This window comes from Clostridium sp. Cult2 (assembly GCF_021655075.1).
In the GTDB taxonomy this organism is placed as follows: domain Bacteria; phylum Bacillota; class Clostridia; order Tissierellales; family Tepidimicrobiaceae; genus Schnuerera.
Genome location: NZ_PPXX01000043.1, coordinates 1 through 12903, shown reverse-complemented (window position 1 = coordinate 12903; position 12903 = coordinate 1). Strand labels below are relative to the sequence as shown.

Sequence of the window (12903 nt, the reverse complement as noted above, 5' to 3'; positions counted from 1 at the left end):
TTAATCGAGTATTGCTAAATTGTATTAAGATTGGAGTCATTAGACATAAAAGAACTTAAATATTGATACAATAGAAACTCCTTGATTTCAAGGGGTTTTCTAATTTTGGGAGATAAAAACGGCCTGTTACTATAATAGATGAAACTTTAGTAGGAAATTACCATTTGATTGTTTGTAAAAAAACATAATTATGCTATAATTAAGGCATGATATTAATAAAGGAGTTGATATTATGCCTGAAATTAGACCAATAAAAGATTTAAGGAATACAACTGAGATTTCTGAGCTTTGTCATAAAACTAAAGAGCCAATTTTTATTACAAAAAATGGCTATGGTGATTTAGTAATTATGAGCATGGAAACATATGAAAGGAAGTTAGCTAAAGTAGATTTATATAAAAAGTTAGCTGAAGCAGAAAATCAAATTGAAAACGGAGAAATGCTATTAGATGCTGAAAGTGTTTTTAAAGATTTAAGAGAAAAATATGTCAAAGAATAATTATAGTCTAAAACTTACACCAAAAGCCAGTGAAGATTTAGATAAAATATATAGTTATATTTCCCAAGAGTTATATGCTGAAAGAGTTGCTAAAAATCTTTTGGAAAAAATAGAAGCAAGTATTATGCGACTTCAAGATTTTCCGTTTTCATGTAATTATGTAGCAGATGAGTTTTTGAGAAAGAAAGGTTATAGAAAGTTAATAATAGATAATTACATTTAATACAAAAACTATCATAAACAAGAACCTACTGGTTTAAAGGTTATAAAACCTAAGACTAGTGGGTTATTTTTTATTTCAAATAAAATCTGGTAGAAATTAGTTAATACATTAGTCAAGGTTTACTATCACTTTATGAGGAAGAACTTTTATATTTTAGCTTTTATAATCAAGAAAGCATTATGGGAATATACATATTGACATTTGCATATAATTTAGAGAGTTTTATATTGGAGGGAATTAAATGAATAATAAAAATTGTTACCATTCAATATTGGCCTCAGTATATAGAAATATAGAATATTACAAAGATATGATTGCATCAAGTAGTAACCTATATGAAAGGACGTTTTATGAAAGCCAACTTTATATTGAAATAATGCGTCTTAATTATTTGAATAATTATTACTGTAATAATATAAATAATGGAGAAAATCAGTTAAATCAAAGGACACATTCAAGTCAACAGAATTTGTTAGAAGAAAGAGTATTTACCATTGAGGAATTAGCACAGTATGATGGAGGAAATGGAAAACCTGCATATGTAGCTGTAAATGGTGTTGTTTATGATGTGAGTTTAGAGGCTACCTGGGGTGGAGGAACTCATTTCAGTTTATATGCTGGAAAAGATTTGACCGTCCAATTTAACAGATGTCATGATGACAGACTTGAGGTTTTAAGAAATTTACCTATAGTTGGTGTGCTACAAGAATAGATGGGAGATGATAGCTTGAATAATAGAACTACAAGATGTCCAATCCTAGATTCAAAAGATATGACAGCTAAAAAAATTATTGACCTTGCTATAAAAGAAGTAAAGAGTTCAGGACGCGAAAAAATGAACTTAATATGGTTAGAAGCTACAGGATGTTCTGGTAATATTATCTCTCTCTTAAATGCAGAAAACCCTGATGTAATTTATTTATTAAAAGAAATGATAACGCTAAAATATAATAATAGTCTCATGGCTGCAGAGGGAGAGGCAGCTTTTAGTCAATTTTTAGATACTCTAGAAACAGATTTTATCCTTGTGGTTGAAGGAGCAGTTTCTACAAAGGATAATGGTCTTTATAATATTATTGCCAATTATAATGGAAAAAGAATTACAGCTATGGAAGCAGTACAAATGGCTGGGGAGAAGGCTAAATATATTTTGGCTGTAGGAACCTGTGCCTCCTATGGAGGACCATCTGCTGCAAAACCAAACCCATCAGGAAGTGTAAGCGTAAGTGAGTTTCTAGAAAAAGAAGTAATTAGGGTACCAGGATGTCCTAGTCATCCCGATTGGGCTATTGGAACTATAGCAAATATTGTTGCTTTTGGTAAACCTAGCTTAGATGAAAAAAATAGACCTATTATTTTTTATGGAATAACCATTCATGATAGATGTACCAGAAGATCTTATTTTGATAAAGAGATTTTTGCTACTAAATTAGGGGATAAGGAATGTATGTTCAAGTTAGGCTGTAGAGGACCTGTGACAAGGACAGATTGTCCTGTAAGGAAGTGGAATAGCTATGTCAATTGGCCTATAGAAGATAATACACCTTGTATTGGTTGCGCCCAGGAAAGATTTCCAGACGGGATGGAACCCTTTGTAAGGTATTAAGTGTTTATGGGGAGGAAACTATGGGAAATAAAATTACAATTAATCCGATTACTCGTATCAGTGGATTTCTTGAAATACAGGTAGAAGTTCAGAACAATGAAATTATAGATGCTAAAAGTAGTGGAATGCTTTTTAGGGGATTTGAAAAAATGTTAAAAGGTAGGCCGCCTTTAGATGCTATATATTTTACAGAAAGAATATGTGGTATATGCTCTACAGCACATTCTATGGCATCTACATTAGCTTTAGAAGATATACTAAATATTATTCCGGATGAAAATGACAAAATGATTAGGGATTTTATGCATGGATGTGAATTTATACAGAATCACTTAAGACACTTTTACCAATATACACTTCCTGACTTTGTTTATGGACCTGAAATTCAACCATTATATGGGGCAAACCACGATGATTATAGGATGCCTGAAAAGTTGAATATGAAATTATCTAAGCATTACATTGAATCTGTTGAATATAGTCGTTTGGCCCATGAAATGCTAGCTGTTCTTGGAGGTAAAGTACCTCATAATCATGGAATATTTGTAGGGGGAGTAACGGTAAATTTGGACGCTTCAAAGTATATCAAAGTTAAGTCTATTCTAAAATCTATAAAAGAGTTTGTAATCAATAGAATGATTCCCGATGTTTATACTATAGCAGGGTATTATAAAGACTATTTCTATAATGGAGAAGGATATAAAAATTTAATGTCCTATGGTGTATTTGATACTTATACAGAAAAAGATCTTTTCTATATAGCACCACAGATATTGATTAGTGGTCAGAAACAGGAATTTAATCCTGATAAGATAACAGAAAATATTTATCGAGCTTGGTATGAGGCAAGCAAGGTAGAACAAAAGCCTTTTGATCCAACGGTAGATGAAAATGTATATAAAGAAGAAGCCTATAGTTGGATTAAAGCGCCAAGATATGAGGGATATCCTATGGAAGTTGGACCATTAGCAAGAATGTATTTAAGTGGTGGGTATACTAGAGGTATTTCAACAATGGATAGAATTATTGCCAGAGTTTTAGAAGTAAAAAAAATTATAGAAATCTTGGAAGGGTTACTAGAGAAAGTAGAATTAAAACCAGCCCAGCAAGGTAGATATGAATTCCCTCAAAAGGCAAAAGGTAAAGGGCTAATAGATACTACAAGAGGGGGTCTAGGGCACTGGGTAGCAATTAATGAGGAAGGAATTGAAAATTATGAAATTATTACTCCTACCACATGGAACCTTTCGCCAGGAGACTCTAGAGAAATCAAAGGAGCAGTTGAAAAAGCATTAATAGGTACAACAATCAGAGATATAAAAAATCCAGTAGAAATTGGGAGAATAGTTAGGTCGTTTGATCCATGTGTTTCCTGTGCTACCCATGTATTTGGTGATGGATATTCTCCTATTGAGATTAGGGTTATTTAATATGAAGATTAAATGTATTGCTATAGGAAATAGAATTATGGGAGATGACAGCATAGGTATTAAGGTTTTAGAGGAGCTTTCACCAGAATTGGAAAAAGAAAAAATAGAAGTTATATTTGGAGAGACAGATATTGACTATGCTTTAAATAAGATAGAGGATATGGACTTATTGTTTATTATTGATTCAACTTATTTTGATATAGCACCTGGCACAGTAACATTTACTACTATTGAAAAAGCAATTAATCAACCACATCAGCAAATTTATTCTCAACACCAGCCGAGCTTAATTAACTTTTTAAAGACATATAAAAAATCAATGAAAGGGTATATTTTAGGAATTGAAGTAGAAAAAATACACTTTTGTTTAGATTTAAGTGAAACACTAGAGGAGAAGTTTATAAGTATATGCGAAGAAATTCGTGAATTTATTTATAAAGCCATAAGGGGGATTTAAAATGCATGATACTTTTTTATTGAATAAGGTTTCGCAATCACTAAAAGAAATATGTAATGAAAATAAAATAAGTAGAATTGAGGAATTTACTTTAGTAGTAAATCATGATAGTCATATAAATGAAGAAAACTTACTAGAACATTTAAAACTTCATAATCTAGATATAATAGCAAAGGAACTTAGGATTGAAATACAAAAAGAAGATATAGAAGAACTGACTGCAATTATTAAAAGTATTCAAGGTGAGACCTATGGAGTATAGGAATAAATCTAAAGGCTATCCCAAGTGTGATCCTCCTTTAAGATTATTAAATTCAAAAGGAGAAGATTTATTAAGTAATAATCCAATAAGAGATACAATTCGTTTTATTAAGCAGGGAAAGATAGTTGCTATTAAGGGATTGGGAGGGTTTCATCTAGTCTGTGAAGCGGAAAAAGAAGAAGCTATCAGGGTCTTAAGAAAAAGAAAAAGCAGACCTCATAAACCTTTTGCAATTATGGTGAAAGATATAGAGATTGCTAAGATATTAGCTTATATTAGCAAAGAAGAGGAGCAGATTTTATTAAGTAATAAAAGACCTATTTTAATTCTAAACAAAATAGAGCCTAGTATATTACCAGATATAATTGCTCCTCACTCGAAAAAAATAGGTATTATGCTTCCATACACTTCATTCCATCATTTATTATTTAGTCAGGATATTTCCTCACTTATAATGACAAGTGGAAATGTGAGTGGAGGACCAATTCAATATGCTGATGAAAAAGCTATAAGCTATTTAAGAAATATAACTGATTATTTTTTAATACATAATCGAGATATTAATATCCCAATGGAAGACTCAGTAGTGAAAGTTATGGATAATGTGGAAGTTGTTATAAGAATAGCTAGGGGTTATACTCCTTATACCATAAATATGCAGGTAAATAATGAAATATTAGCCTTTGGTGCGGAACAGAAGAATACTTTTTGCTTGTCGCAAAACGGTTATGGCTATATGAGTCAATATTTAGGTGATTTAAAGGATTACGATGCTTACACTACCTATGAAAAAACAATAGATAACTTGACAGAACTATTAAATTTTAAGCCAAATATATTAGCGTTTGATTTACAATCAAGATATCCGTGTTTACAATACCCTAAATACCAATCAAAGAGAAAAGTTGCTGTACAACATCATCATGCACATATGGTGAGTTGCATGGTAGAACAAAACTTGATTAACCCAGTTATTGGAGTGGTTTTTGATGGGACAGGTTTAGGTACAGATGAAACCATATGGGGTGGAGAATTTTTAGTTGGTACAAGAAAGAGCTTTGATAGAGTAGGACATCTTAAATATGTATCAATACAAGGGGGAGATCAAGCAATAAAAGAACCATGGAGAATTGCTCTAAGCTATTTACACTCAATGAAATATGATGCAAGTAAAGTTTTAAAAGGAATAGATAAAGAAGAAATCAATATGGTAACTCAGGCATTAGATAAAAATATAAATTGTTTTAGAACATCTAGCATGGGAAGGTTTTTTGATTGCGTATCATCTTTACTTAACTTGTGTCAAAGAATAACCTATGATGGACAGGCGGCAATTGAATTAGAGAATATAATAAATCCTTCTATTAAAGAAGGTTATGAATATCACATTATAAATAAAGACAATATATATCAAATAGATTATAAAAGTATTATACTAGGTGTTTTAAGAGATATAGAAAATAAAATCTATTCTGATGATATTTCATCTAAATTCCACAATACAATTGGCAATGCAACAGTAGACTTAGTTTGTAGAATAGGTAAAAGGTATGAAATGAAACAAGTTGTTCTAGGCGGAGGAGTTTTTCAGAATGACTATTTATTATTATATGTATTAGAAAAACTAAGAGAGAGAGGTTTTACTGTTTATTATAATCAGCAGATTCCTATTAATGACAGTGGTATTTCAGTAGGACAATTAGCTATAGCAGATGCAATAGAAGGGAAGGGGTAGTATGTGTATAGCGGTTCCTGGTCAAATTATAGATATTTCTAATAAAGATGCCATAGTAAGTATAATGGATGTGGAAACAACAGTTAACATACAATTAATTAACAAGCCAAAGATTGGAGACTATGTATTAGTTCATGCGGGCTGTGCAATTGAGAAGTTGGATCAAGTATACTTTAATGATTTATCTGATATTTTTAAAAGTATTTTAGATGAGGATGAAAGTATAGATGAATAAAGAGTTAATACAACACTTAATTAAGGAAATAAATATAATGGCCAGCAAAGAAATTAAAATCATGGAGGTATGTGGTACTCATACACAAATAATATCTAAGTTAGGTATTAGGTCAGTATTGTCTCCTAACATAAAGCTACTGTCAGGCCCTGGGTGCCCAGTTTGTGTAACCGATGAGAAATATATTGATACAGCAATTGAAATGTTAAGCAAATATGATGTTGTTATTGCTACCTTTGGGGATTTATTAAGATTAAAAGGAACAAAAAATTGTTTGCTAGATGAAAAAAGCAAGGGAAAGAATGTAATAATCGTTTATTCCCCCATGGATTTAATAAAAATGGCTGAAGATAATAAAAAGAGAAAAATTATATTTCTTGGGGTAGGGTTTGAGACAACTGCACCAATTATTGCCTTAACTATTAGAGCTGCTTTTGAAAAAGAGCTTAATAATCTATTCTTTCTTACATCTATAAAGCTAATGAGCCCAATTTTGCATTACATATTAAAACAACCAGAAAGTCAAATTCAGGGATTCATTTGTCCAGGACATGTAGCTTCTATAAAAGGCTCTAACTACTTTAAATTTATAGTAGAAGATTACAATATTCCAGCAGCTGTATGTGGATTTGAAGCTCTGGATATTTTAGGAGGCGTTCATTATTTAGTGAAACAGATTAGCAATAATAAAAATAGAGGCTTTAAAAACATGTATAAAAGATGTGTAAAACCTGAAGGAAATCCTACTGCTAATCAATTAATTGAAGAGGTATTTCAAGTTTCCCATGGAGAATGGAGAGGAATTGGACAGGTGGAGAACTCCTTTTTAATAATTAAGAAAAAGTATGAGAATCTTGATGCAGAGAAGAACTTTGAAGTAAACATTGAAAGGCAAAGTTATATAACTAAATGTGCATGTAGTGATATTTTGTTAGGAAATAAAACACCGAGAGAGTGTCAACTTTTTGATAGGATATGTAATCCTTTAAGTCCTTATGGACCTTGCATGGTATCTACGGAAGGAGCTTGTGCTATTGCTTACCAGTATAGAGAGGAAGTGTATAATGTGTAATAGTATTAAATTAACACATGGTAATGGAGGTAAGGATACAAGTATAATAATTAAGGAAATCTTTCATAAGCATTTTAGTAATAATTTATTAATAAACTCTCTAGATGCTGCTGTATTTGAAGTAGGTCAAGGTAAACTGGCTTTTACAACAGATTCATTTGTAGTAAAGCCCCTATTCTTTTCAGGAGGAGACATTGGTAAACTAGCTGTTTGTGGAACTATAAATGATTTAGTTGTATCCGGAGCCATGCCACTTTATCTTAGTTGTGGATTTATAATTGAAGAGGGATTTAGTATTGATTTACTGGAAAAGATTGCTGAATCAATGGGTGAAATGTGTAAAGAAACTGGAGTTAAAATTATTGCCGGAGATACAAAGGTAGTAGAAAAGGGATCGGTAGACGGGCTGTTTATTAATACTTCGGGAATCGGCATGACTAATAGAGGATATGAACTAAAACCAATTAAAGAAGGAGATAGAATTATTGTCACTGGAGGTATTGGGGAGCATGGTACAACCATAGCTATTGAGCGGTACGAAATGAAAGTTAAAGGGGATCTCAAGAGTGATTGTATGCCGCTAAATAATGTGATTGTAAAACTTAAAAAATACGAAAATAGTATTAAATTAATGAAAGATCCAACAAGGGGAGGACTAGCAACAGCATTGAATGAAGTTGCAGAATTTGTTGGAAAGGGGATACACTTGCTAGAGGAACAGATACCCATAAAAAAAGAAGTTGTTTCCATTAATCAACTTATTGGGTTAGACCCTCTTTACTTAGCATGCGAAGGTCGTATGATATTAGTAGTTGATCAAAAGGAAAGTCAGAGTATATTAAAAGAGATTAGACAATGTGAAGGCTGTGAAGATGCAGCAATAATTGGAAGTTTTATTAATTGTAGGGCTCAGTCCATAGTATTTATGGAAACCCATATTGGGGGAAAAAGAATAATAGGGCCATTAGAAGGAGCTATGTTACCAAGAATTTGCTAATATAAATTATATTTTAATCCACAGTTAATTGCAGATTGTGTTTATAGTTATATAAATTTTTATCTGGAATTATATTGATTTAATAATTGAACCATTTCATTTATGCACTTGGCCTCCTCCATCATCTGAATATACACCACCCCTGTTTACTGCAAAATGCCTGACAGTGCGGGAAGACAGAGGGTTTCGTTTAACCTTTTTCTGTGAAATTCAAAACAAATAAGGAAAGGATGGATGAATATGAGTGATTTATTCAGCGGACTTGGCGGACTTATGAAGGGGATTTCCAACTTTATGCCCCAAGATGATCCGGATGTAAAGGTGATGACAGCCCAATCGGAGGTAAACGATTTAGAAAAACAGGAAACTGAGCTATATGCACAGATTGGTAGGCAGGTTTTGGCAAAGGGAGATGTCCAGTTTCCTGAGTTGGAAAGTAAGCTGCAACTTGTACAAGATAATCTGTTAATAGCTAAAGAAAAGTTGAAAAACGCATTGTCGGAAAAGGATGCTAAGGAAGCAGCTAAACGGGTGGAGGATGAGAAGCAAACCTGTTCTTCATGTGGCAATCGCAATCCAGATGGTGTGAAGTTCTGCCAGGAATGTGGTGAAAAGTTGGGAGTCAGCATGTTATGCCCAACTTGCGGCTCTAGACTTGTTCCTGGAGTGCGTTTCTGCGGTGAATGTGGCACGAGATTGGAGGGATAGCATGGCAAGCTACAAGCAACCCTGCATCCATTGTGGTGCGTTCATAGAGCCAGATTCACGATTCTGTCCCGCTTGTGGAAGCGGTAATCCCTTCATTTATCTCTGCCCAGCCTGCCTGCGTCCTATTAAAAAGGATGAGGTAATCTGCGCAGGATGTGGAAGGAATCTATATGTATATTGCCCTGCCTGTGGTAAGCAGACTTATGTGCAGGACAGGTGTGAGAAATGTGGCAGGACTTTGATGGTAAAATGCCAAAATCCGCGTTGCGGTGTGCAGCAGTTTTTTGAAAATACAAAATGCACAGCCTGCGGTAAAAAAATCAAATCTATTAAGAAATGAGGTGAGAATATGCTTCAATCCTTTACACGCAATTATGAGGATAATTCCACCGAGGCCGGGTTCCAGTTTACCTTCTACTGTGATCTTTGCCAGGATGGATATAAAAGTAGTTTTATTGAATCGGAAACTTATAAAAAGAATCGTGGACTGCGCAATCTTGCAAGGGGTGTGGGAACTATTGGGAGTTTCTTTGGAGGCAAGGTGGGTAGTCTTGGTTATTCCCTAGAGCGCAGTGGGAACATTCTTTCTGAGAGGTTCGAGGGCATGAGCCCAGAATGGCACAAGGAGCATGAGAAAGCATTTGAACACGCCAAAAATGAGGCCCAAAGGCATTTTCATCGCTGCCACGGCTGCCATAGCTGGGTTTGTGATGCATGCTACAACGAGGATGAGATGCTTTGCACTGATTGCGCTCCTAGGCAGGATGTAACGGTAGCCAAAGCCCGAGCTGAGGCCATGCGCCGCAATATCGACGAGGTTGCTGAGACTGCTACGGTTTGGAAAGGTAAACTGGAAAGTAAAACGGTGGTCTGCCAAAACTGTGGCAAACCAGCAGGTACAGGAAAGTTCTGCAACAACTGCGGTGCTTTGCTAGACCTCAACACTTGCTCGAATTGCGGGGCTAAGAACGCACAGGGAGTGAGGTTTTGCAATCAATGCGGTGCATCCATGATTACACCAGCCTTAATCAGGTGCCCAGTTTGCAATGAGGAAAATCCACTTGGTACCAAGTTCTGTGGGAATTGTGGAAATAAGCTGCAGCTTTAGATGGATCATTGGGTAAACAATTATATACCCGCTTACATTGACTCATGACAAACACAGAACAAAGGGAAGATAAATTTCCAAATATGTATCTTGCAACCCTTCTACTCTAGCTAGGGTCTAGCATATTTAGAAGAGCAAAGATATAATGTGGAAGAAATGCAGTCGGTATATATAATTTCTAAGAACATTTATTTAGAGTGGGTAGTGAGAATAGAGAAGGAAACAGTGAATAGAAAAACGTATTTAAAGGCTGACTTAGGTGGAAATCTAAGCCAGCTTATTTATTTTACATAAACTTATACAAATGCTTGAACAAATGGGAGTTGTCCTAATCAGGGAAAGAATTAAAACCATTATAAAAAGGGCTATGGTTTAGAGTATCTTCTTATAAGGGTAGATTTTTGCTATATAAAATTTGGTAAAATTTTAACAAAAAATTAGCTATTTATTTTTTTATCGCTATAATAGAATCATTATGTAACTAAAATATTAATTTAATTAGGATTATTAAATCAATAATTTTTAAAAGAAAATGCTTGAATGCAAGCATAAGACTATAATGTACGGATATGGGCAATTTTTTAAAATTTAGACAATAAAATACAAAGGGCAAAAAACCTTATAAAAGATTATTAAAATATTAACAAAAAACCGCCTATTTATTTTTTTATGTGTTATAATGAAATCATTAGGTAATCAATATACTAATTATACAAGGAGGGATTATTGAATTGATTTTTTCAAAAGAACATATTTGGTTAGAAGTAAAAGATGATGTTGCAGAAGTAGGTTTATCCCAGTTTAAGAAAAACAAAATGGGTAAGGTTGTTTATGTTGATATGCCTGAAGAAGAAGATTCTATAAGCAAAGGAGATGTTTTATTTAGTGTCGAATTTGCTAAATCTCAAGGTGAGTTTGAATCTCCAATAACAGGAACGGTTTTAGAATGTAATGAAGATATATTAGATGACCCTGATATTTTAAATGAAGATTGTGAAGGGAACTATATTCTAAAAATTAAGCTAGATAATCCTGAAGAAGTTAATGAACTTCTTAGTGCTGAAGAATATAGTGAATTCTGTAAATGCTAAAATAAATTATGGAGTATTCCATTATCGATAAGGTGGTAATAGTATGTATGATGTTATTGTTCTAGGAGGAGGTCCTGGAGGATATAAAGCAGCTGAATTATCTGGTAAAGCTGGGCTTAAAACTGTACTTATAGAGAAAGAACATCTTGGTGGTATGTGTCTTAATAGAGGATGTATACCTACTAAAGCTTATTATAGTGATATTATTGGTAAACGTGGTGCTGTAGAAAATATGTGGGATAAAAAAAATCAAGTTGTAGAAACTTTAAGAGGTGGAATATCCCAATTAATGAAACTAAATAATGTAGATGTTATTTATGGGGAAGGCACTATAGTTGATACTAATGATATAAAAAAAGTTGAAGTAAAAGTAGGACAAGATATAAAAGAAGTTCGTGGTAAAAATCTAATTATTGCTGTTGGATCCATATGTAGACAAATGGATTTTGAAAATAATGATTTGGATGAAATAATTACAGGAGACTATGGAGTAAATCGTGAAGATTTATGGAATAGTGATGAAGTTAAATCTGTAGCTATAGCTGGTGCCGGTGTTATTGCTATAGAATTCGCATTTATGTTAAAAGCTCTTGGAAAAGATGTTACTATATTAAAACATTCAGATCAAATTCTAAGAAAATGTGATATTGATATCAAAAAGAAACTTAAATCAATAATTAGAAGAAATAAGATAAACACAATTGACTATTTTGAAATAGAAAAAGTTGAAAAAATAGATGATTCTCTTGTTGTATATGGTAATAGTAAAAAGGGCCCTCAAGAAGTTAAATGTGAGAGATTAATTCTTTGCTCTAGTTTGGTTCCTATAGTTGATGGATATGGCCTTGAAAACACTGATATTGAATATAGTGAACAAGGAATAAAAGTAAATGAATTTATGAGAACCAATAAGGATGGCGTTTATGCAATAGGTGATGTAACTGGTGGAATGATGCTTGCTCATGTTGCTGAATATGAAGCTATGGCTGCTATAGATAATATAATAGGCAAAGATTATACTGTAGATTATAAGAGTGTACCAGCGTGTGTTTTTGCAGAGCCTGAAATTGCTTATGTTGGTATTACTGAGCAAGAAGCTGAAGGAAAAGGCATGAAAATACAAATAGGTAAATCTCATTTTATGTCTAATGGAATGGCGCTTGCTATGAACGATACAACAGGTTTTGTAAAGGTAATAGCAGATGAAAATGGGAAACTCATAGGTACACATATTATGGGGCCGGAAGCTTCTGCATTGATTAGTGAAGCAGCGCTTGGAATTTATGCAGGTTTAACTGTAGAACAAGTTGCAAAATGTGTACACCCACATCCAACTTTAAGTGAGTGCTTTAAGGACGCATTATTTAATGTTCATCAATAAAATAAAGACCAGCTAATTAAAGTCAATAGATTTTAGCAAAATAATATTAAATATTTTTTGAAAAACTAATAATAAAAAAATGCACACCTAATAAACCAA

The 12903-nt window shown here is 33.2% G+C and carries 15 protein-coding genes; all 15 read left to right on the top strand.

Annotated features, from left to right (window positions below):
• Window positions 1-232: 232 nt before the first annotated feature.
• The 15 genes from C3E90_RS04650 to C3E90_RS04580 all read left to right on the top strand — a co-directional run bounded on the left by C3E90_RS04650 (window position 233) and on the right by C3E90_RS04580 (window position 12804).
• Window positions 233-499: a type II toxin-antitoxin system Phd/YefM family antitoxin gene (locus C3E90_RS04650; RefSeq protein WP_236914503.1), complete on the top strand. Its 267-nt coding sequence runs from the start codon at window positions 233-235 to the stop codon at window positions 497-499.
• Window positions 486-722 (top strand): type II toxin-antitoxin system RelE/ParE family toxin, encoded by a 237-nt coding sequence (locus C3E90_RS04645; RefSeq protein ID WP_236914502.1) that lies wholly within the window; start codon window positions 486-488, stop codon window positions 720-722. Before C3E90_RS04650 ends, C3E90_RS04645 begins: the two co-directional genes overlap by 14 nt.
• 241 nt (window positions 723-963) lie before the next feature.
• Window positions 964-1434: a cytochrome b5 domain-containing protein gene (locus C3E90_RS04640; protein ID WP_236914501.1), complete on the top strand. Its 471-nt coding sequence runs from the start codon at window positions 964-966 to the stop codon at window positions 1432-1434.
• A 15-nt stretch (window positions 1435-1449) separates the two neighbouring features.
• The gene (locus C3E90_RS04635) at window positions 1450-2328 is read left to right on the top strand and encodes a hydrogenase small subunit (RefSeq protein WP_236914500.1); all 879 of its coding nucleotides are present in this window, start codon (window positions 1450-1452) and stop codon (window positions 2326-2328) included.
• Between the two features lie 20 nt (window positions 2329-2348).
• The gene (locus tag C3E90_RS04630; protein ID WP_236914499.1) at window positions 2349-3758 is read left to right on the top strand and encodes a nickel-dependent hydrogenase large subunit; all 1410 of its coding nucleotides are present in this window, start codon (window positions 2349-2351) and stop codon (window positions 3756-3758) included.
• Between the two features lies 1 nt (window position 3759).
• Window positions 3760-4215 (top strand): hydrogenase maturation protease, encoded by a 456-nt coding sequence (locus tag C3E90_RS04625; RefSeq protein WP_236914498.1) that lies wholly within the window; start codon window positions 3760-3762, stop codon window positions 4213-4215.
• Window position 4216: 1 nt separating this feature from the next.
• Window positions 4217-4477: a hypothetical protein gene (locus tag C3E90_RS04620; RefSeq protein WP_236914497.1), complete on the top strand. Its 261-nt coding sequence runs from the start codon at window positions 4217-4219 to the stop codon at window positions 4475-4477.
• The gene (gene hypF / locus C3E90_RS04615) at window positions 4467-6212 is read left to right on the top strand and encodes a carbamoyltransferase HypF (RefSeq protein ID WP_236914496.1); all 1746 of its coding nucleotides are present in this window, start codon (window positions 4467-4469) and stop codon (window positions 6210-6212) included. The genes C3E90_RS04620 and hypF overlap by 11 nt, the downstream gene beginning before the upstream one ends.
• 1 nt (window position 6213) lies before the next feature.
• The gene (locus tag C3E90_RS04610; RefSeq protein WP_236914495.1) at window positions 6214-6447 is read left to right on the top strand and encodes a HypC/HybG/HupF family hydrogenase formation chaperone; all 234 of its coding nucleotides are present in this window, start codon (window positions 6214-6216) and stop codon (window positions 6445-6447) included.
• The gene (gene hypD / locus C3E90_RS04605; protein WP_236914494.1) at window positions 6440-7519 is read left to right on the top strand and encodes a hydrogenase formation protein HypD; all 1080 of its coding nucleotides are present in this window, start codon (window positions 6440-6442) and stop codon (window positions 7517-7519) included. The genes C3E90_RS04610 and hypD overlap by 8 nt, the downstream gene beginning before the upstream one ends.
• The gene (hypE, locus tag C3E90_RS04600; RefSeq protein ID WP_236914493.1) at window positions 7512-8516 is read left to right on the top strand and encodes a hydrogenase expression/formation protein HypE; all 1005 of its coding nucleotides are present in this window, start codon (window positions 7512-7514) and stop codon (window positions 8514-8516) included. The genes hypD and hypE overlap by 8 nt, the downstream gene beginning before the upstream one ends.
• Before the next feature lie 324 nt (window positions 8517-8840).
• Complete coding sequence (locus tag C3E90_RS04595; RefSeq protein ID WP_236914492.1) at window positions 8841-9224, top strand: zinc-ribbon domain-containing protein; 384 nt, start codon at window positions 8841-8843, stop codon at window positions 9222-9224.
• A gap of 349 nt (window positions 9225-9573) precedes the next feature.
• Complete coding sequence (locus tag C3E90_RS04590) at window positions 9574-10332, top strand: zinc ribbon domain-containing protein (protein ID WP_236914491.1); 759 nt, start codon at window positions 9574-9576, stop codon at window positions 10330-10332.
• Window positions 10333-11063: 731 nt separating this feature from the next.
• A complete protein-coding gene (locus tag C3E90_RS04585; RefSeq protein WP_236914490.1) occupies window positions 11064-11423 on the top strand; it encodes a glycine cleavage system protein H in 360 nt (119 codons plus the stop codon).
• Window positions 11424-11466: 43 nt separating this feature from the next.
• On the top strand, window positions 11467-12804 hold the full coding sequence (locus C3E90_RS04580) for a dihydrolipoyl dehydrogenase family protein (RefSeq protein ID WP_236914489.1): 1338 nt from the start codon (window positions 11467-11469) through the stop codon (window positions 12802-12804).
• The last annotated feature ends 99 nt before the right edge of the window (window positions 12805-12903 follow it).